We start from the raw sequence: 19,249 nt of genomic DNA, 5'->3' as shown, positions 1-19,249 counted from the left end.
CACCAATTCCTAATCCTCAATCCCCGTTCCACAAAGATATGAGAAAATCTCCGATGAGCAGCAAAACTCGGCGTAGGGTAAAGTCAGTATTAATCATAGTCATAGCTGCCTTTGGGACGAATTTAATTGGCGATCGCTCTTTTTTTGAGCTACTGGGTTTCCCTCCACAACTACAATTTTTTCAGCCTCAAAGCGCCTTAGCTCAAGATGCTGACGAACAAATCAATATTCGTGTTTATCAGCGTGCAAGTCCGGCGGTAGTCTCGATTAATTCTGGTCGCAGTAAAGGTAGTGGTACAATTATTAGTCCCGATGGTTTAGTTTTGACTAATGCTCATGTCGTAGCGGGAGCGCGTACTGTTTCTGTCGATTTACAGGATGGGAGACGCTTCGGAGCCGAAGTCATGGGTTTTGGTGAAAATGGGCTAGATTTGGCTTTGTTACGCCTGCGAGGTGCTAATAATAATTTACCAACAGTTAAACTTGCACCTGCGGGATCGGTACAAGTCGGTCAAAGAGCATTTGCGATCGGTAATCCTTTCGGTCAGTTTCAAGGAACTTTTACGATTGGAATAGTTAGCCGTATCGACCGATCGCGTGGTTTAATTCAAACAGATGCAGCACTTAATCCGGGTAATTCGGGCGGTCCTTTGCTCAACAGTAAAGGAGAATTAATTGGGGTAAATACGATAATTTTTACCAGTCGAGAAAGAGCGGGTAATATTGGTATTGGTTTTGCTATTCCCGTCGATCGCGTAGCACCTTTTATTACTGCGGCGCGATCGGGACGCGCTCCAACATCGCCTCAAACTGCGGCATCTCCAGATAATCAACCACCTGCTTTAAGATTACCTCTTAATGGTGCAGCGATTAATGGCAGACTCGAACAGGGAGACGGTGTTTTACCTGTAGATAATAGCTTCTTTGACCTCTATACTTTTGAAGGGAGAGCAGGTCAGCGCGTGCAAATTGAAATGATTAGTCGGGAAATCGATCCTTACTTAATTTTGCTCGATCCCAATGGCGAAGAAGTTGCTCAAGATGATGATGGTGGTGGCGGTAATAATGCCAGAATTACGGTAACACTACGAGTAAGCGGCGTTTATCGCCTGATTGTCAACTCTTATGATGGAGGACAATCAGGAGAATATCGTTTGCGAGCTACTGCAAATTTTGCTGGTCGCTAGTTTAAACTACAAAAGTCGGAATAACTTTTGTAGTGTTTATTTTAATTAGCACGAAGCGATCGCTAATCCTTGGGTAAATTTTGAACTCGCTCGATTAGCGATCGCACTTCTTCAGTTCCTTCTGAGGGTTCAAAAAAAAGTGGAAATTTGCCTTTGGCTAACATTCTTAATCCCAGAGGTGCGAGACTGAGTAAACCTTGTAAATCGCGAAAATAATTCCCTACTACCATCACGCCAAATTTACGCTCATCAATCCAACCACCTTGTTTAACTAGATCGATCAAAACTTTCCGATGGCGAATTGAACGACTCGTTTGAGCATTCTTACGGTCTAAAATTTGCTGTTTAATTTTACCAATTCGATCCATTGGTGCGACTTCCATCGGACAAACAGCATTACAAAAATAACAGCGAGTACAGCCCCAGACTCCCTGAGTTCCTTTGTTGTATTTTTCCAGCCTCGGCTCAACTTCTGTATCGCGAGAGTCTACCACCATGCGTTGTGCTTTGGCAAGGGCGTGAGGTCCCACAAAATCCGGGTTCACAGCACGAGCATTACATTCCGAATAACAAGCACCACACATGATACAATTGCCCATTCGATCGAGGATCTCGCGCTCTTCTGGAGACTGAAGAAACTCTCGTTCTGGAATTACTCTCCCTCTCGTACTAACATAAGGTTCTACTTGCTCCAAATTGTCCCAGAAACCACTCATATCCACGACTAAATCTTTAATTACAGGCATATTTCCCAGAGGTGCAACCGTAATTTCTGGGATTTCCTCAGTTGAGGTTTTGCCCATTCGTGCTAGTTCGCTACCCACATTTTCTTTACAAGCTAAAGCCGAACGACCATTAATTTTCATTCCGCAACTACCACAAATAGTGTTGCGGCAATTCTTACGAAAAGTTAAACTTCCATCCAGTTCCCACTTAATCTGATTGAGACATTCGAGAATAGTCTTACCTGTCTCGACATCCAGCGTATAACTCTCGACGAAGGGAGCCATTTTTTGCTTCTGTCGAATTACCTTAAATTTAACTTCCATATTGACCTACTCTTAAAGATTTTTACTCTCACCAGAAATCATCATCCTTAAGGGCTAGATACTTTAGCGTTTTTGTTTTTTTCTGTCAATGCCCATAGGTAAGATGATTTTAACTACTCTGTTTCTAGTCTATGTCAGTCTTGACTGAACCCGAAGCCGATTTTTGGGAAAAATTTCCCTAATTGCTCTCTCGAATGGCATAATTAGCTGGGATTGAATCTAAATAGAGTTTCATATTTCAGTTCCTAGGTAAATTTTTACAGCCAAAGTGATTGCCCAACTCCGAACCGGAAAGCAAAAAATTGTCAAACTAGAGAAATTTAACGTTATATTTTTAATCAAAGTCTGTAATTTGTAGTAAACTAACATTACAATATATAAGTGAAATTCAAGGACAGTTTGCGAGATTATGGCAGAGAACAACCCCACTCCCTTAACAGGAAAAGCACTCCTGCAAAAAGTTAAAGAGCTAGCACACTTGCCCCGCCGAGAAACAGCAAAACGCTGTGGTTATTACACAGTCACCAAAAGTGGGCAGACTCGCGTCAATTTAACCGACTTTTACGATGCAGTCCTTGGTGCGAAAGGCGTTCCTCTAGATCCAGAGGGAGCAAAAGATGGTCGCGGACGGGAACCTACCTATCGCGTAAGCGTCCATAAAAATGGACAAATTGTCATTGGTTCAACCTATACTAATGCGATGAATTTAAAGCCCGGTGATGAGTTTGAAATCAAGTTGGGCTACAAGCACATTCATCTCAAACAGGTGGAAGGTGACAGGGAAAATATCCTGGAAGAGGAAGAAGAAGCTATTCCTGCATAATTTCTGATTAATCCCTTCGGTGTCAAAGATCGTTTCTTCACTGACACCGAATAGGATTTTTCCCTAAGTGAGTTGAAAAAATGCCGATGGCGATCTCAAATACCCAGTTTTATCACTGGGTTGCTTCGCTCGCATTAGCAAATGCTATCAGCCGTGCGATCGTTTTTTTCCTAATATGGGTGCTTGTCTGGCTGCCAATAGCTATTCCGGTGGGAAAACTGGTTAAATGGCATCCAGGTAAACCAATGACAGGGGCGCAAAAAGTTCCTCTGTTGGCTTCTCTTTACCTAATTGTTCCCCTAATTATCGGGGGGGTAATTTGGTTTGAGCAAGCGTCTTTGTCTGATTATGGTTTAAGCTGGCAAAAGGGGATTTTTATCTCTTTAGGCTGGGGATTAAGCTTAAGTATTGGTGGTTTAGGAATTGTTTTTGTTTTGGAGTCATTGTTAGGCTGGATTGATTGGCATCCCCAAAAGTTTCCGCGTCTGTTAATGGTTTTTTTGCCGTTGCTAGGGTTAGGACTTTGGGTAGGAATTACCGAAGAATTAGTTTTTCGCGGCTTTTTACTGTCCGAGTTGAGACAAGATTATTCTCTTGGGGTGGCAGCAGTAATTTCAAGTACAATTTTTGCACTTCTACACTTATTTTGGGAGCGCGAAGAAACAATTCCTCAACTACCAGGACTTTTTTTGTTGGGAATGGTTTTGGTTTTGGCTCGATGGGTAGATAATGGCAGTTTGGGTTTAGCTTGGGGGTTACATACTGGTTGGATTTGCGGTTTATCTTCTTTGGATACCGCAGAAATAATATCTTACACTGGAAAAGGTTCTGTTTGGCTAACTGGTTTGGGAAAACAACCTTTGGCTGGTGGTGCAGGTATTTTATGTTTGTTAGGGACTGCTGTTGTTTTGTGGTGGTTTTGATTTAGATGAATTGATTTTTTCAAAAATAGTGGGAGTATCAGTATAATAAGCAAATAATTATTTACTTGGCGATCGCGACTCCTGATGATTAAATTTGTGGCTAGATACTGGCTACTCCTGGCTATTTTGACGGGTTTAGTCGCAATTGAGACGATATTGCGCTTTGGTTTCGGGCTAGGAAACCCAGTTTTGTCACAAGCAAATGAGGAGACGGGATATCTCTTTCAACCAAATCAAAAGCTGGTTCGCTTTGGGAGAAAAATTGAGTATAATCAGTATTCTCAGCGCTCCGATCCAGTGGCGATCGCTAAACCAGAAGATAAACTGAGGATTTTGATGCTCGGAGATTCAGTTCTTAATGGTACTAATTATTCAGACCAAACTGAAACGATCGCTGAATTACTAGAATCTAAGATAGCAGCATCAGGACAACCAGCCGAAGTACTTAATGCTTCTGCATATTCTTGGGGTATTGGGAATCAATTAGGCTATATTCGTAAATTTGGCTTCTTTAACAGCGATGCACTACTTTTGCAAATAGGTACTCATGACTTAGTTCAGCCTACCAGTGTTGGCGACCATTTGCGAGAAAATCCCGATCGCCGTCCGTTGTTAGCGATTCAGGAAGCTATAATTCGTTATGTGATACCCAGATTAACTGGGAAAAAAAGTAAAAATGATGCGGTAGCAGTAGTTGACGATACAGAATTACAGCGCCAATTTGAGGAAAATTTACAACTGCTAGCAGCGATCGCTAACCGCGCGCGTCAGGCAAATATTCCTGTTTTTGTTGTTTATACACCCAATCGAGCAGATTTACTTCCTTTAACTGAAACTCCCCCATACAAAACAGAATTTTTCCAATTTCTCGATAGAATAGACATTCAAGTTATTGATACTCATGCTGCTTGGTCAAATTTACCAGCAACAACTTTAACAAATTATTTTCGCGATTGGGTACATTTAACTATTCCGGCTAACAAAGCGATCGCCGATCTATTATTCCAGGAATTGTGTCTTGAGGATAGTTTACCAGCTTGTTCGTAGAAGATGAGAAAAGGTTGGTAAAATATCTAACCAGCGATCGCTAGTATTTCATCTTCGGAAAGCCAAAAATTTCTGCGAACAGCATTTACCATTTAAACATCGCGGCTGCAACTGTTGAGTTTGAGGCGATCCCATTGCTTCGTAATCCAAACAATCAATGGCTTCTTCAGATAAAGCCTTAGAAGGATGCACCGTACATTTGAGACGATAATCACCAGTGAAAAAAGCACATTTGCTGCAAGGAATTTGGTGCAATCGTCTGAGTCGCATCATTCCATCTCGGATTGCCAAACAGACAGAAAAAAAGAAAATTACCAACACTATCCAAATTAACACTGGACAGGAAACTGCTAACAGATGAGTCGTTTGTATAGAAAATATCTCAAGCATGACCGCCTCAAAAAAATTATTGCTGTAATTTGGTTTAGGAACTAAGCTCGACTTGAGATAAATTTCCTGGTAAAGAGTCAGCTAAGTTAAGAGAATCCCAAAAATCGATAATTTGTTCGCTTACCAGTTCTGGATAGAAATAGTGGAAAAAATAGCGCCCGCTAGGACATTGCCACAAACGAGATTTTTCGCCTAACCAATGCTGCCATTCGTCAAACTGCTGTCGGTCGATAACTACATCATCTTTGCTACCACAAACTAACAAAGGAACAGAAACTTTACTCGGTGCAATATTCACCCGCCGAAACAAGTTATGAGGAGACAAAGAAAAAGCTAAATCTCGTTTCAGCGTTTCCACTAACATTTGACTGACAGACGGAGCTTGATAGCCAAACAAATTGCGTACCATTTGAGTTAAAATTATCTCGCGGCTACAAGGTAATAACTGGAGATGTGCATAATAATGCGCTTGCCAATCAACTGCCGGATAAACTCCAACTGAAAGTAAAGTTAAAGATTTTACTCGTTCGGGATAGCGACGAGTATAAAGCATTGCTAACAAGCCACCTGTACCGTGTCCGAGAAGATGAATTGGCGTTTGGCGAACTTTCAAATAGTCATGAAGTAAAACTAAGGCTATTTCCAGAGAAGTTGGTTCATCTTGGCTTTGGCGATACTCCCATTGCGCAATGGCACTAATCGCTCTTTCTCGCGATAAATTTGTGAGTAAGGGGCGATCGAACTTTTCTAAAGTAGGACTCACATTTATCCAGAGTGCATCTGGCAATTTAGTCATGACAATTTCCTTTACTAAAATCAGAGCGAGAGAAATTTTTTTAGTTTCTCTTTTACGAAAGAAACGGTTAAGCTGTTCGTCATTTCAAACATCTAGGTAATAGATATAATTTCAAGCCTGGGACGTTGATAACTGATGCTAATGCGCCACAGCTTAAACCACAATTAATAATTACAAACCAAACTCACTTTTAAGTTGTTTCACCCAAGTTTCAATGCGGCTGTCTGTTAAATCTGACTGGTTATCCTCATCAAGTGCTAACCCCACAAACTTTCCATTTTGTAAAGCTTTTGATTCATTAAAATCATAACCTTCCGTAGTCCAATAACCAACAGTTTTGCCACCTAGCGAAGAAATTTTTTCGGCTAGCATTCCCATTGCATCTTGAAAATTATCTGCGTAACCAATTTGATCCCCTAGCCCAAAATAAGCAACTTTTTTGCCGCCAAAATCAATTTCTTCAAGCAAGTCAAAAAAGCCTTCCCAATCACTTTGTAATTCTCCCACATTCCAGGTAGGACAGCCGACAATTATACATTCATACTGCTCAAAGTCACTTGGTTCTGCTTCAGCAATATCGTGTAAAGTAACCTGACTTTCTCCGCCAAATTCTTTTTGAATTTGTTCGGCGGTGGTTTCCGTATTTCCTGTCTGAGTTCCGTAAAAAAGACCAATTTTTGCCATTTTTTCTCCTGAGTGAATGTTGCTGCTAAGTTTCGGTCAAGCTTTTGGCACTGAGACAAACACAACGCAATTGTTTATTTTGAATTGGTAACTCTTGCCGACAATCTGAGCAAAACCAATACAAGTTATTGCTACGAATATGCTTCAACATTTTTCCCGAACAAAATGGACAATTCATTTGTTATCTCAGTGCCAATAAACAGTGTTAGCTAAAAAGCTTAGGTTTCCACGGTCTCGAATGCCTCTTCTACCCGTTTGAAGTTAAATCCTAGCGCCCGCAGCGCGTGCCATAAATGTCCTTGGAGAAAGAAGAAGGCAAGGAAAAAGTGAGTATTTGCTAGCCAAGCTCGTGAGGTATGTTCTCCGAATGGTAGGTTAATTGTGTCGGCGAAGTAAGGTGCAATACCTAGTTTCACTTCTAGAGGCGGACCGTAAAACTCTACGGGATAAGCTAGGGTATTGACTGCACAAAAATAGGCGGCGACAAATCCTGCTAATGCAATACCACCTAATGAGTAAGACAAAATTGCTTCGCCGGAAAAAATCAGCACTTTTTTTGCCCATTTGAGCGGTGGAACCAGGATATGCCAGATGCCGCCGCCAATGAGCATTGCACCGACGTAAATGTGTCCGCCTACCAAGTCTTCTAAGTTGTCAACGCTAGCGAAGTGGGTTTGATAGCCGTAGATTACTAAAGGATTTAGGGTTGGTTCGCTAACTATTCGCACTGTTTGGGTTGTGGCATCGTAAAGTCCGCCCCAAAACATGGCTTTAGCAACGAGTAACAATGCACCTATTCCGAGGAAAAGTAGGTGATGTCCTAAAATGATGCCGAGTTTTTTGGGGTCGTCCCAGTTAAAGTCAAAGGCTTTTGCGCGCCCTTTGGCATCTTTTAAGTCGTCTGGGGCTTTGAATGTATGGAACAATGCGCCTGCACCTAAGACAGCCGAGGAAATTAAGTGGACGCTACCGACGACGAAGTAGGGATAGGTGTCTACAATTTGTCCGCCGTCTCCAACGCCTAAGCCTAATGCGGCTAGATGAGGTAACAAAATTAGTCCTTGTTCGCCCATTGGTAGGGTTGGGTCAAACCAGGAGATTTCAAACAAAGTGAATGCTCCCGCCCAAAAGGTAATTAGGGCAGCTTGAGCGACGTGGGCGGCAATGAATAAGCCGGAAAGGTCGGCAAATCTGGCGTTGCCAGCCCACCAGTCATATTTCACCTGGGTATTTCCGTAAGTTTGCATAGGCTTTAGTCTCCAATCAGTTTGGTTGCTTGTTGCAAATAATATTCAACAAGTTGTGAGTGCTAGTCTAAAGTATTTCTCAATAAGCTTCAAGTAAAGTTTTGTTACAAACCTTGTCTAAGCATGGTTGGATGTGGGTAGAGCGATTGCAATGATTGGCTTAGTGGCTATGACTGAAGAATTGGTTTTGTCATCAAAAGCTAAAAACATTCTCTAATTGATAATTAATTGCAAGAAATTGACAGACTAGCGCGATCGCCACCGAGATCGGTAAACTTATGGATTAGGGGTCTGTATTTGTAGCTTGATGAGTTAACTTAAAGATATGGCTAGTTATGGCGATCGCGAAGCATTTATCCCTTACAGTCGCAAAGATATTATTGAGCTTTGTCTCGAAGATGGTCAATTATCAGCCAGTGATGCCGACAAATTTCGCGAATTTTGTACAATTCTTGCCGCTTATTATCATTTTAAATTTCATAGCTATTTAGAAAGATTAAAAGATAATTACGCGCTTTTTAATCCCGATGCAGATACGAAAACTATAACCGAAGTTTCTTCCCGCGATTTAACAGATAGAGAAGCTAAATTAGTTGCCGACTTTCAGCACATTCTCGAACGAGCAAATTATGTTTTAATTCCCCAAAATAGTTTAGAGAGAGCGTTAGAAGAAGAATCATTAATTAAACTCAAAACCAAAGTCAATTTAGATGAATTCGATCGTTTAATTTGTTATTGTCGCGGCGATATTTACGAAAAGATCAAACTAAAAAATTTTTACTTTTGGGAAAAAGAAGTAACAATTAATTTATTTTCCAGAGTAGTTTTATTGCTTAAATTCAAAAACCAAGCTTATTTTGAGCGAAAAAAAACTAAGAGTAAAGACCTTAATTTTACTCCTGGCAAAATGTATCTTTACTTTTATAAGAATATTCCTAAATACGATTTAGAACTACTTTTTCCCAATATAAAAATTAGCATGACCTTGAAAGATAGACTTTTATTTGGCATTCCGGCAATTGGTGCAGCCATACCTGTAATTTTGAAAACTTTACCTCAATTGACTTTAATTATTGCGGCAATTTTTTTCTTTACAGTTGGGACAGTAAATGTTTTGGATTTGAATGTGAGAGAAGAAGAAATCCGCGACTTTATGCCTGTTTTAGTCGCCACATTGTCTTTAGCGATCGCGCTGGGCGGATTTGCTTTTAAACAGTATAGTAATTATAAAAGTAAATTGATTAAATTCCGCAAAGATGTTACCGATACACTCTTCTTTAAAAATTTAGCAAATAACGAAAGTGTTTTTCAAGCTTTAATCGATGCTGCGGAAGAAGAAGAATGTAAAGAAATTATTTTAGTTTATTATCACCTCTTGACAAGTTCCGTCCCATTAACTCCAGACGAATTAGATGACTGCATTGAAACTTGGATGTTAGAAAAGTTTGACACGAAGATAGATTTTGATATTAATGGACCAATTGGTAATTTAGAAGAAATTTGTGGTCAAGTTAATGGAAATAGCGATGAGGTTTGTTTGTTGAGAAAAGATCGAGATGGAGTTTGTCGTGTTTTGCCTTTGGATGAGGCGAAAAGTTTAATTGATTCTATTTGGGATCGGATATTTTTGTATACTTAATGGTTGGTGTTTTTGGGTTCTCGCAGAGGCGCTAAGACACAAAGGAAGGACGCTAAGTGGGTTTGATGAACAGCTAAATTTGAGTTGCTTCTATTTGGGATCGGATATTTTTGTATACTTAATGGTTGGTGTTTTTGGGTTCTCGCAGAGGCGCTAAGACGCAAAGGAAAGACGCTAAGTGGGTTTGATGAACAGCTAAATTTGAGTTGCTTCTATTTGGGATCGGATATTTTTGTATACTTAAACTTTGGCATTTTGGGTTGTCGTATTGAGAACTCCACGAGGAATAGAATCAAAATTTTTTAGTTATTTAAGAAAATATATAAATTACTTTAATAACAGGGAGCAAAAGTCCCGATTGTATGCGAAAATGCAGCATAGATTACCCGCCAGTATAGTCGGGACTACAAAATTAGTTAAAAACAACGAATTAAAAAGCGTTTTTCCAAGAAATGAAAATGATCAATCAATATACAAGTATTACTAAATATTACGACCTATGGATAACTTCTGGCTACTACGACTTCGATTACTTAGCTAACGAAGCACTTTCAATTATCGGTAATGGTCGTGAGGTTCTTGAGTTAGGTGTAGGAACTGGACTGTTAGCAGAAAAGTACATTGAGATCGATCCAAGGTGCAAGTTTACAGGAGTTGACTTTACACCATCCATGCTTGAGATTGCGAGGAAACGCTTGGGAAACAAAGCTGTATTGATTGAAGCCAATGTAGTAACAATGAACTTGAAGAGAAATTTCGATGCTGCTATATCTAATGGAGGAGTGTGGGGAATTCTCGATTTAGGCGATCGCTGGGAATTTGGAGGTCACGTTCCCAACATTGAACCTAATCGTCAGGGGTTGATAAATTTAGCTCGCCACTTAAGACCAGGAGGATTATTATTATTACACCTGCAAAAACCCCACGAAGACTTTGAAAAATCCTTGCCTGGAGAAATTGTTTATTCTCAGTTTATAGAGGAAGAAGAAGATACCAGTCAATATCATACTTTTAAAAAGCATTATTTCTTTAAAAAAGATGGAAAACTTTTGGCTCAACAACAATTATTATTTACCTGTTTTAAGCCAGAGATTTCTCAGAAGATGTTAAGTGAAGCAGGATTTTATTTGCAAGGTACAAGTAAGGGCAATAGCTTTGCAGTTTATCAAAAGCAGTAACATTCAATGACTATTTTTATTCAACAGGTTAATCTTTCCGAGCAATTAAACCACTGCCACCAAATGCAAGTGGATATCTTTCATCACGAACTAAATTTGTATGGGATGCAGATACCTGACGATTACGATCGGTTCTCAGTTTATATGCAGATTCGGGATTCTAAGTTTATGATTGGAACTTACAGAATTGTATTTCCTAACGACTCTTTAGGACTACCAATAGAGGAAACTGGTTTTAATCTCAAGCAGTTCAATCCCAACAAAGTATGCGAAATGTCGCGTCTCGTTTTACTTAAAGAAAAGCGAGGTAAAATTCCTTTTAGCAAAATTATTTATTCTGCTAGCAATTTGGCAAGAGAACACAACGCTTGTACTTTGTTGGTGGCTATTCTTCCTCGCAATTTTAACCTGTTTAAAAAGTATGGTTTTTTGCAAATAGGAGCGCCACTTTCCGATCCTACTGTTGAATCTACTGATACGGAAAAAGCAGTAATTATTCCAATGTATAAACATCTTTAATTTTTTGATTTCAGCCGTTTGTGGTCAGAGGAAATAAACAGGAAAAATTAATCGTTTATCTCTCAAGTGATTTTAAGTAAAGCTACCCCTAAAACTATGACAATAATCGCCATGATTTTTACAAAATCTGCCGATTCAGCAAACCAGATTATACTGGTGCTAGTAGTTAGTAAAGTTCCTAAACCACAAGCGGCTGTATAGGCAATACCTAGATCTATAGTTTGGATGGCTAACGAGAAAAAAACTATATTTAAGGCGATAAATAAAAAAGTTAAAATTGAAGGATATATTTTGGTAAAGTTTTCAGATAGCCTGAGAAAAGTAAAGGCTGCAACGGTGCATAAACTTGACAAAATTAAGAAAACCCAATCCATAATTATTCGGTGTTGTTTTTAACTTCTTCAGTTGGAGGTTTTTGATTTAGCTTCAAGCTAATAACCCCAATAATTATCATTGCGATGGCGACGCATTGGAGAAAAGTAATTGATTCGTGCATGGCAAAAACTCCAATCAAAGTTACAAATACTGCCCCCAAACCAGCCCAAACAGCATAGACAACGCTAGGTTCAATACTTTTGTAAGATAAAGGTAAGAAAACAATGAAACTGATGCCGTAAAATACAAAGATAAATATAGAAGGCCAGATAAGAGTAAAATTTTCTGATAATTTCACGCAAATAGTGCCAGCAGTTTCTAGAGCGATCGCTAAAATTAAATAAATCCAACCTAGCATATCTTAAACTCCCTAACTCCCGGAACTTTTTTTGTAAGTTTGAACCCTCGGTTTCCACCAAACTCTTGGCATCTAGAAAGCGCTCTCTCAGTTTTTATCCTATTTCATTTTTTTTGTCAACTACCTAATTGGTTGCTAGATTATTTTTCGCGCGGGAATGAAGCAAAAAGTTTAATTGATTTTCTGAGGGATCGAATATTTTTGTATACTTAATAGTTGGCTTTTTTGGGTTCTCGCATTCGGCGTTAGCTGTTCTCGCAGAGTAGCGCTAAGACACAAAGAAAGGCGCTAAGAGTGTTTGATGAGCAGCTAAATTTGAATTGAGTGGTAGCATTATCTGGATAAAGTAGCTATATTTTTGATTATTTGTGAGGACTAGATAATTATGAAGCTACGCGAGTTGTTAGCAAAAGTTCCGGGAATGCCTGAAATAAGCGAACATTTGGCTTTGGATAAGGAAGTTAAAGGGCTTTGTACGAATTCTCACGCTTGTAAGGCTGGAGATGTATTTATTGGAATGCCGGGGACGCGGGTTGATGGGGGAGAGTTTTGGCAAAGTGCGCTTAATAGTGGTGCGATCGCTGCTATTATAACTCCCCAAGCGGCGGAAAAAAAACCACCTACATCTGATGTTTGCGTAATTCCGGTTGCTGATATTGTTCAAGCTTGTGCTAAGGTGGCTGGGGCTTTTTATGGCTATCCCGCGCAAAGTTTAAAGATGGTGGGGGTAACGGGGACGAATGGTAAGACGACTACGAGTCATTTGATTGAGTTTCTGTTGGCGAAATCTGGACAAGCGACGGCACTTTTGGGTACTCTTTATGCTCGTTGGCAAGGTTACAACCAAACTGCTGTTCACACTACACCTTTTGCGGTGGAGTTGCAACAACAGTTAGCCGCAGCATTGGAAGCTGGTACGGAATATGCGGTAATGGAAGTTAGTTCTCACGCTCTTGCTCAAGGTCGGGTGTTGGATTGTCCGTTTGAGGTGGCGGTATTTACTAATCTTACCCAAGATCACCTTGATTTTCATAAGGATATGGAGGATTATTTTCTGGCTAAAGCTTTGCTATTTAGTACAGATTATCTCAAAGGTCGGGCGATCGCCAATTTCGACGATTCTTATGGAAAACGTATCTTGGCGCAACTAGATTCTGAGCAAGCTTGGAGTTATAGTATTAGCGATCGCGCTGCGGATTTGTGGCTGAGTGATTTAACTTATGAGGCGAATGGTGTTAGTGGTAAGATTCATACACCAGCCGGGGAAGCTGATTTTCGTTCTCCTTTGGTGGGACAATTTAATTTAGCGAATCTTTTGGCAGCAGTTGGGGCAACTTTAAGTTTAGGATTGGATTTAGAGACAATTGTTAAGTTTGTACCGGAATTTCCTGGTGTACCGGGACGCATGGAAAGGGTACAAATTGATTCTACACAGGATATTAGTGTGATTGTCGATTATGCTCATACACCTGATAGTTTAGAAAATTTGCTGAAAGCCGCTAGACCGTTTATTGAGGGTAAAATGATTTGTGTATTTGGTTGTGGAGGCGATCGCGATCGCACGAAACGTCCTTTAATGGGTAAAATAGCGGCTGAGTTAGCTGATGTAGCGGTAGTAACTTCCGATAATCCCCGGACAGAAGACCCAGAGAAGATTTTAGCAGATATTTTAGCAGGAATACCCGACTCAATCGAACCAATTGTAATCGGCGATCGGGCGACTGCAATTCAGCAAGCAATTGAAAATGCTCAACCGGGAGATGGAGTTATTATCGCCGGAAAAGGTCACGAAGACTATCAAATTCTCGGTACAGAAAAAATCCATTTTAGCGATCGCGAACAAGCCAGAGAAGCCTTAAAACTTCTAAAATAGGTTTGGGGACTGGGAAATTGGGGGACAAGGGAGAGGGGGAGGACAAGGGGGAATTAGAGTATAAACTGATAACTGAACCCAGTCCCTAATCCCCAATCCCCAATCAAGCATATTTTTTCCCTGTCAGCCAATAAGTCACCATTTCCCCCTTACCTTTAACGTAAATGATGCCACGCTTGATAAATAAATACTCATCCTCTAATAAACGATAAGTAGACTCCGTACATTGAATCCGGCTAGCAGTACCTTGAGATTCCATGCGCGAAGCCACATTAACAGTATCACCCCACAGGTCGTAAGCAAACTTTTTAATGCCAATCACTCCAGCTACCACCGGACCTGTATGAATACCGATACGGAGATTAAAAGGTTTACCATCAGAACGCTTAAAATTAGCCATTTCCCGTTGCATATCCAAAGCCATTTCGGCGATCGCGCGAGCATGATTGGGAATCGGCATCGGGATACCTGCTGCTACCATATAAGCATCGCCGATTGTCTTAATTTTTTCCAGTCCGTGGCGCTCCGCGAGTTTATCGAAACAAGAAAAGATTTCGTTGAGAAAATCAACCAATTCTGTCGGCGAGACGCGAGCCGAAAGTCCAGTAAAATCAACAATATCAGCAAAGAGAATCGTCGCACTCTCAAAACGTTCCGCAATGCTAGATTGGTTTTGTTTCAACTGAGTAGCGATCGCCTGGGGCAAAATATTTAATAACAATTGTTCGGATTTTTCTTGTTCTGCACGCAAAGCTTCTTCACTACGTTTGCGTTGAGTAATATCAGCAACCGTACCTTCATAGTAAACTACTTCCCCGCTTCCATTACGAACCGCACGGGCATTCTCAGAAGTCCAAATAATCCTGCCATCCTTACGATACACTTGCGACTCAAAATTTGTCACCTTGCCATACCTTTCAATCGCCTCCACAAACTCCTGACGACGTTGAGGGTCAACATATAACTGATTGCTAACATCAGTTAAATTCCCTGTCACCTCTTCCGCCGAATTATAACCATACATTCGCACCAAAGCTGGATTAGCACTAATACAATGTCCGGCGGGTGTAGTTTGGAAAATACCTTCTGCGGTATTCTCAAAAATACCACGATACTTCTCTTCAGCTTTTTGCAGCGCATCCAGTACCCGCTTGCGTTCGGTGGTATCTCGTGCTACCCAAATAACGCGATTTTCCGGCATTGGTGAGACACTCGCAGCAAACCAAACTTCTTTAGTCTTGAGAGAAGCAAATTCTTCCTGCTCATCTTCTGCGATAATACATCCATGTCCGCCTGCACCTTGACAATGCGCTCCTTCGCGGATGGGAAGATTATATTCAATGTTGACAGTTTGTCCTGTTTGGATAACTTCCTGAATAATTTTGACAAACAAATCAGCTTGTTGACGAGGCAAAACTTCGTAAACGCTTTTACCGATTAATTCCGCAGTCGGACTGTACAACACCTCAGAATTAGTCGAGACAATTTTCACATAACATCCTTGAGAATCAAAAACAGTAATCACATCAGTCATCGAAGCAAACAAAGCCCGCAGCCCAGCTTCCGAGTCTCTGAGAGCGGTTTCAATCCGCCTGCGTTCGGCAACTTCTCTCACCAATTGATGATTTGCTTCTTTCAAAGCCGCCGTGCGTTGTTCGACAATAATTTCTAACTGTTCATTGAACTTCTTTAAAGCTTCCTCAGCCTCTTTCCGTTCAGTAATATCTTCAACAGTTCCTTCGTAATAAAGTAGATTTCCATACTCGTCATGAATAGCACGAGCATTTTCCGAAATCCATCTCAAACTACCATCACGACGATAAATTTGGGATTCAAAGCCAACTACACGACCAACATCAGCTAATAATTGGACAAATTCTTGGCGACGAAGCGGGTCAATGTAAACTTGCTCAGAAATATTAGTTACCTTGGCAATAAGTTGTTGAGGTGAGTCATAGCCATAAATTCTTGCCAAAGCGGGATTAGCATCAAGAAAATATCCATCTGGGCTGCTTTGAAAAATTCCTTCAACTGCATTTTCAAAAATATTGCGATATTTAGCTTCAGCATTTCTCAGTCCGTCAAGGGCTTTGTGGCGTTCGGTAATATCGATACCGATTAAAAAAGCAGCCTTACCGCGATCGTATTTTTGGGCAACAATTAAATAATTGCGCTCGATGCCATTAACTCGTGCCGAAATTTCCCGAAAAGCATCTTGTGGGGGACTGGCAAAAAACGAGCGCACAAAGTCACTAAATTCTGAGCTAGTGCCTAAAAAGCCAATTTCTTGACCGACAAAATCTTGGGGAGATAGCTTAAAAATTGAGGCGAGGTGTCGGTTTACTTCGATATAGCGTAAATCCGAACTCACCCAGGAAACAATTCCTGGTACTGCTTCCAAAACAGCGTGTAAGCGCTCGTTTGCCATCCGCAAATCAGTTTCTGCTTGCTTGCGTTCGCTAATATCGATACCGATTAAGAAAGCAGCTTGAGCGCGATCGTACTTTTGAGCGACGATTAAAAAAGTATGTTTTTCACCATCAACACTTGCTTCGATCTCCCGGTAAGTTTCATTCGTAGCACTTTGGAAAAAGTTTTCGACGAAGTCGGTAAACTCGGAGCTAGTACCCAAGAACCCAATCTCTTGACCGACGAAGGCAGATGGAGGCAAACCAAACATCGATGCTAACTGTTGGTTAACTTCGATGTAGCGTAAATCTGAGCTAATCCAAGAAACGATTCCCGGTACTGCTTCTAAAACAGTTTCTAGGCGTTCGTTAGCCCGACGTAGTGCTTCTTCGGCGCGTTTACGCTGGGTAATATCAATCCCAACAGTAAAAGCGGCGCGAGAGTTGTTATACTTCTGGGCAACGATTAAGTAGGTACGTCTTTCACCACGGACGTTTGCTTCTACTTCTCGGTAGCTTTCTTGCAAGGAACTAGCAAAAAACGATCGCATGAAGTTGATAAACTCGGAGCTAGTACCCAAGAAACCAATTTCTTGACCGACGAATACTTCTGGAGGTAAATCAAACATCGATGCTAACTGTTCGTTAACTTCGATGTAGCGTAAATCTGAGCTAATCCAAGAGACTATTCCTGGTACTGCATCTAAAACGGCTTGTAGTTGCTCTTTGGTTCCACGCAGTGCTGATTCGGCTTGGTAACGTTCGACTACTTCAGCGACGAGTTGGTCGTTGGATTCTCTCAAAGCGGCAGTTCGTTCGGCTACTTGCCGTTCTAATTCTAATTTAGCTTGTTGGAGGGCTGATTCTACTTGTTTTTGTTCAGTAACTTCTCTGGTTATCCACAATACTGATTCGTCGTCAATCGGCGAGATACTGCAAGCATACCAAACTTCTCGATTTTTGATCGTGAGATTGTACTCAAAATTAATGCTACGTTGCTGTTCGATCGCTTCGCGAATATAACTTAAAAATAAATCTGCTTGAGCGGGGGGAAATACTTTGTGCAGGGTATCGCCAGTTAGTTCAGATGCGGGTTTCTCTTTAAGAGTAGGATTAGTTGGGGCAATTTTCAAACAGCGCCCCTGAGTATCTCTTACCATGACGATTTCGCTCATGGCGGCGAATAGCGATCGCAATTCTAATTCTGATTCTTGTAAGGCTACTGCGACTCGCTGACGCTCTTTGATTTCGTTTTCTAATTGCTTTTGGGTTGCTTCTAGTTCGCGGGATTTTTCTTCTAGCTGTCTTGCTTTCTGAATGCCTAAGCTTACTTCGGCAAGTAAGTCAATGACTATTTCCGAAGCGTTAAATTGGGCTTCTTCTACTCCTAACCAAGGTAGAGGTTTAATTAATTTTTGGCTTGTAGTGAGAATTTCTATTTCTGCATTGGGCAGGATTTTGCCGATACGATAGCTTTTACTGACGTGGTTGTTTGGTTCGATGCGTACGCTACCTCTCGGTGCGTTGAAGTGAGAACCGATCGCTGCGGCTCTGACTCGCTCTGGAGCAAAGGATTGAGCTAGTTCTACTGCTTGTTTCCACAAGTATACTTGGGTATAGGCACTTTCGATCGCTTCGGTGGGTAGGCTGCCAAATTCCTGCTGCCATTTCCGGACAAATTTTTGATTTGTGGCTGTTTCTAATGTTGATAAGTAACTCAGACTAGCATAAGTGCCAACAGCATATTTCCCCAGACTTTTGAGTTCCGTTTCGTCTAAATTAACCGCGACAATCGTCGTTGTTTGGAAATCGATAGTTGAGGCAAAACATTGGCGATAAAATGCTTGATAATGACTGCCAGTGAGGCTATTGAGCACTACATCAGGTTTTTGTCGTTCGATCGCGGCGATCGCTGATTGAAAGTCAGTTATCTCTAAACGAACGTATTCTTCCTCTACTTCGGTAATCCCTTGTTGTTTGAGTTGAGCTTTAATAATTTTATTCGCGGCTTGGGATAAAACGCAATCGCTGCCCACGAGGAAAAAGCTTTGTTTGCCATTTTCCCGGAGCCATGATAAAGCAGGCTCTACTCGTTGATTGGGACAAGAGCCGGTGTAAAAAATATTTTGAGAGCTTTCCATACCCTCATAAAATCCCGGATACCAGAGCAGAGCATTTAATTCCTCAAACACTGGTTTCACTGCTTTGCGACTGACGGAAGTTTCACAACCAAACACGGTAGCTACTTGTTCTTCTGTAATTAGCTTTTGAGCTTTTCTGGCTAAACAAGCAGCAGAAATACCTTCCGCAATCACAGGTTGCAACTGTTGCCCTAATATACCGCCATTTTGGTTAATTTCTGCGATCGCCATGAGTGCTGCATTGGTTAATTGAGCATTCGTCGCGATTGCTGCGGTTGTGTTTTTTGAATGTAAAATGCCCACTGGCACGCTAGACATAGTTTGTTTATACCTGAAAATCTCAGGTTTACAACTTTGGTTAACTATGCACCCCAAACGATCGAACTCCCAAATCTACTTGAGTTAACTATCTCTATTTTCTTTGCCGTCGGAGAAAAATCCGCATCAAAATGAAAATTTTTTGATTCTGGCTCTCACGAAGATCGGTCCTTTGCTTAAGATTAACCCATAAATCCGGATGAGGGTCAGATTTAGACAATCGAAACTAGACCAAGCTTCTCATCCTGAGTTGATGCAACCCAACCAAAACTAGATAATTAGCACTAATTAAAT

The 19,249-nt window shown here is 40.9% G+C and carries 17 protein-coding genes and 1 pseudogene; 8 read left to right on the top strand and 10 right to left on the bottom strand.

Annotation, left to right across the window (positions count from 1 at the left end; all coding sequences use genetic code 11):
* The first annotated feature begins 53 nt into the window (after window positions 1–53).
* Window positions 54–1,187, top strand: coding sequence for a trypsin-like peptidase domain-containing protein (locus G3T18_RS03540; RefSeq protein ID WP_397333904.1), 1,134 nt, complete (start codon window positions 54–56; stop codon window positions 1,185–1,187).
* A 62-nt stretch (window positions 1,188–1,249) separates the two neighbouring features.
* Here the strand turns inward: G3T18_RS03540 and G3T18_RS03535 are convergent, their stop codons facing one another.
* Window positions 1,250–2,236, bottom strand: a complete 987-nt coding sequence (locus G3T18_RS03535; protein ID WP_224409145.1) for a succinate dehydrogenase/fumarate reductase iron-sulfur subunit — start codon at window positions 2,234–2,236, stop codon at window positions 1,250–1,252.
* Between the two features lie 409 nt (window positions 2,237–2,645).
* Between G3T18_RS03535 and G3T18_RS03530 the strand changes: the two genes are divergently transcribed.
* The 3 genes from G3T18_RS03530 to G3T18_RS03520 all read left to right on the top strand — a co-directional run bounded on the left by G3T18_RS03530 (window position 2,646) and on the right by G3T18_RS03520 (window position 5,029).
* Window positions 2,646–3,059, top strand: coding sequence for an AbrB family transcriptional regulator (locus tag G3T18_RS03530; RefSeq protein ID WP_224409144.1), 414 nt, complete (start codon window positions 2,646–2,648; stop codon window positions 3,057–3,059).
* A gap of 86 nt (window positions 3,060–3,145) precedes the next feature.
* Complete coding sequence (locus G3T18_RS03525) at window positions 3,146–3,982, top strand: CPBP family intramembrane glutamic endopeptidase (protein WP_224409143.1); 837 nt, start codon at window positions 3,146–3,148, stop codon at window positions 3,980–3,982.
* Window positions 3,983–4,066: 84 nt separating this feature from the next.
* Window positions 4,067–5,029, top strand: a complete 963-nt coding sequence (locus tag G3T18_RS03520; protein ID WP_224409142.1) for an SGNH/GDSL hydrolase family protein — start codon at window positions 4,067–4,069, stop codon at window positions 5,027–5,029.
* Between the two features lie 48 nt (window positions 5,030–5,077).
* Here G3T18_RS03520 and G3T18_RS03515 read toward each other — a convergent pair whose 3' ends face one another.
* From G3T18_RS03515 to G3T18_RS03495, 5 genes are all read right to left on the bottom strand, one after another.
* Window positions 5,078–5,419, bottom strand: coding sequence for a hypothetical protein (locus tag G3T18_RS03515; protein ID WP_224409141.1), 342 nt, complete (start codon window positions 5,417–5,419; stop codon window positions 5,078–5,080).
* Window positions 5,420–5,453: 34 nt separating this feature from the next.
* On the bottom strand, window positions 5,454–6,215 hold the full coding sequence (locus tag G3T18_RS03510) for an alpha/beta fold hydrolase (protein WP_224409140.1): 762 nt from the start codon (window positions 6,213–6,215) through the stop codon (window positions 5,454–5,456).
* Window positions 6,216–6,386: 171 nt separating this feature from the next.
* A complete protein-coding gene (fldA, locus tag G3T18_RS03505) occupies window positions 6,387–6,899 on the bottom strand; it encodes a flavodoxin FldA (RefSeq protein WP_224409139.1) in 513 nt (170 codons plus the stop codon).
* Between the two features lie 25 nt (window positions 6,900–6,924).
* The gene (locus G3T18_RS03500; RefSeq protein ID WP_224409138.1) at window positions 6,925–7,077 is read right to left on the bottom strand and encodes a hypothetical protein; all 153 of its coding nucleotides are present in this window, start codon (window positions 7,075–7,077) and stop codon (window positions 6,925–6,927) included.
* 40 nt (window positions 7,078–7,117) lie between these two features.
* Window positions 7,118–8,146 carry a chlorophyll a/b binding light-harvesting protein gene (locus tag G3T18_RS03495; protein ID WP_224409137.1) on the bottom strand — a complete coding sequence of 343 codons (1,029 nt, stop codon included), beginning with the start codon at window positions 8,144–8,146 and terminating at the stop codon, window positions 7,118–7,120.
* Window positions 8,147–8,471: 325 nt separating this feature from the next.
* Between G3T18_RS03495 and G3T18_RS03490 the strand changes: the two genes are divergently transcribed.
* The 3 genes from G3T18_RS03490 to G3T18_RS03480 all read left to right on the top strand — a co-directional run bounded on the left by G3T18_RS03490 (window position 8,472) and on the right by G3T18_RS03480 (window position 11,482).
* Window positions 8,472–9,785: a TMEM143 family protein gene (locus G3T18_RS03490; RefSeq protein WP_224409136.1), complete on the top strand. Its 1,314-nt coding sequence runs from the start codon at window positions 8,472–8,474 to the stop codon at window positions 9,783–9,785.
* A 458-nt stretch (window positions 9,786–10,243) separates the two neighbouring features.
* Entirely contained in the window at window positions 10,244–10,963 is a 720-nt protein-coding gene (locus G3T18_RS03485; RefSeq protein ID WP_224409135.1) for a class I SAM-dependent methyltransferase, read from the top strand.
* A gap of 6 nt (window positions 10,964–10,969) precedes the next feature.
* A complete protein-coding gene (locus tag G3T18_RS03480; RefSeq protein ID WP_224409134.1) occupies window positions 10,970–11,482 on the top strand; it encodes an N-acyl amino acid synthase FeeM domain-containing protein in 513 nt (170 codons plus the stop codon).
* Between the two features lie 62 nt (window positions 11,483–11,544).
* Here the strand turns inward: G3T18_RS03480 and G3T18_RS03475 are convergent, their stop codons facing one another.
* Together G3T18_RS03475 and G3T18_RS03470 are read right to left on the bottom strand one after the other, a co-directional pair.
* Window positions 11,545–11,856, bottom strand: a complete 312-nt coding sequence (locus G3T18_RS03475) for a DMT family transporter (RefSeq protein ID WP_224409133.1) — start codon at window positions 11,854–11,856, stop codon at window positions 11,545–11,547.
* Between the two features lie 2 nt (window positions 11,857–11,858).
* Window positions 11,859–12,215, bottom strand: coding sequence for a DMT family transporter (locus G3T18_RS03470; RefSeq protein WP_224409132.1), 357 nt, complete (start codon window positions 12,213–12,215; stop codon window positions 11,859–11,861).
* Between the two features lie 385 nt (window positions 12,216–12,600).
* On the opposite strand from G3T18_RS03470, the gene G3T18_RS03465 reads away from it, so the two are divergent.
* Window positions 12,601–14,088 carry a UDP-N-acetylmuramoyl-L-alanyl-D-glutamate--2,6-diaminopimelate ligase gene (locus tag G3T18_RS03465; RefSeq protein ID WP_224409131.1) on the top strand — a complete coding sequence of 496 codons (1,488 nt, stop codon included), beginning with the start codon at window positions 12,601–12,603 and terminating at the stop codon, window positions 14,086–14,088.
* A gap of 103 nt (window positions 14,089–14,191) precedes the next feature.
* On the opposite strand, the gene G3T18_RS25855 is transcribed toward G3T18_RS03465, so the two are convergent.
* A complete protein-coding gene (locus G3T18_RS25855) occupies window positions 14,192–16,516 on the bottom strand; it encodes an adenylate/guanylate cyclase domain-containing protein (RefSeq protein WP_449867630.1) in 2,325 nt (774 codons plus the stop codon).
* Between the two features lie 18 nt (window positions 16,517–16,534).
* Window positions 16,535–18,955 (bottom strand): annotated as a pseudogene (locus tag G3T18_RS25850) (transporter substrate-binding protein); the annotation flags it as partial.
* Between the last annotated feature and the right edge of the window lie 294 nt (window positions 18,956–19,249).

The sequence above is a fragment of the Oscillatoria salina IIICB1 genome, assembly GCF_020144665.1.
In the GTDB taxonomy this organism is placed as follows: Bacteria; Cyanobacteriota; Cyanobacteriia; order Cyanobacteriales; family SIO1D9; genus IIICB1.
Note: the sequence above shows the minus strand (reverse complement) of the source record. Positions and strands in the feature narration are given on the sequence as shown.

Bases quoted from the DNA above. Each gene is read 5' to 3' on its own strand.
- G3T18_RS03535 (WP_224409145.1), bottom strand. From the start codon at position 2,236: ATGGAAGTTAAATTTAAGGTAATTCGACAGAAGCAAAAAATGGCTCCC.
- G3T18_RS03520 (WP_224409142.1), top strand. From the start codon at position 4,067: ATGATTAAATTTGTGGCTAGATACTGGCTACTCCTGGCTATTTTGACG.
- G3T18_RS03495 (WP_224409137.1), bottom strand. From the start codon at position 8,146: ATGCAAACTTACGGAAATACCCAGGTGAAATATGACTGGTGGGCTGGC.
- G3T18_RS03515 (WP_224409141.1), bottom strand. From the start codon at position 5,419: ATGCTTGAGATATTTTCTATACAAACGACTCATCTGTTAGCAGTTTCC.
- G3T18_RS25855 (WP_449867630.1), bottom strand. From the start codon at position 16,516: ATGGCAAACGAGCGCTTACACGCTGTTTTGGAAGCAGTACCAGGAATT.
- G3T18_RS03465 (WP_224409131.1), top strand. From the start codon at position 12,601: ATGAAGCTACGCGAGTTGTTAGCAAAAGTTCCGGGAATGCCTGAAATA.
- G3T18_RS03470 (WP_224409132.1), bottom strand. From the start codon at position 12,215: ATGCTAGGTTGGATTTATTTAATTTTAGCGATCGCTCTAGAAACTGCT.
- fldA (WP_224409139.1), bottom strand. From the start codon at position 6,899: ATGGCAAAAATTGGTCTTTTTTACGGAACTCAGACAGGAAATACGGAA.
- G3T18_RS03500 (WP_224409138.1), bottom strand. From the start codon at position 7,077: ATGAATTGTCCATTTTGTTCGGGAAAAATGTTGAAGCATATTCGTAGC.
- G3T18_RS03490 (WP_224409136.1), top strand. From the start codon at position 8,472: ATGGCTAGTTATGGCGATCGCGAAGCATTTATCCCTTACAGTCGCAAA.
- G3T18_RS03485 (WP_224409135.1), top strand. From the start codon at position 10,244: ATGATCAATCAATATACAAGTATTACTAAATATTACGACCTATGGATA.
- G3T18_RS03540 (WP_397333904.1), top strand. From the start codon at position 54: ATGAGCAGCAAAACTCGGCGTAGGGTAAAGTCAGTATTAATCATAGTC.
- G3T18_RS03480 (WP_224409134.1), top strand. From the start codon at position 10,970: ATGACTATTTTTATTCAACAGGTTAATCTTTCCGAGCAATTAAACCAC.
- G3T18_RS03475 (WP_224409133.1), bottom strand. From the start codon at position 11,856: ATGGATTGGGTTTTCTTAATTTTGTCAAGTTTATGCACCGTTGCAGCC.
- G3T18_RS03530 (WP_224409144.1), top strand. From the start codon at position 2,646: ATGGCAGAGAACAACCCCACTCCCTTAACAGGAAAAGCACTCCTGCAA.
- G3T18_RS03525 (WP_224409143.1), top strand. From the start codon at position 3,146: ATGGCGATCTCAAATACCCAGTTTTATCACTGGGTTGCTTCGCTCGCA.
- G3T18_RS03510 (WP_224409140.1), bottom strand. From the start codon at position 6,215: ATGACTAAATTGCCAGATGCACTCTGGATAAATGTGAGTCCTACTTTA.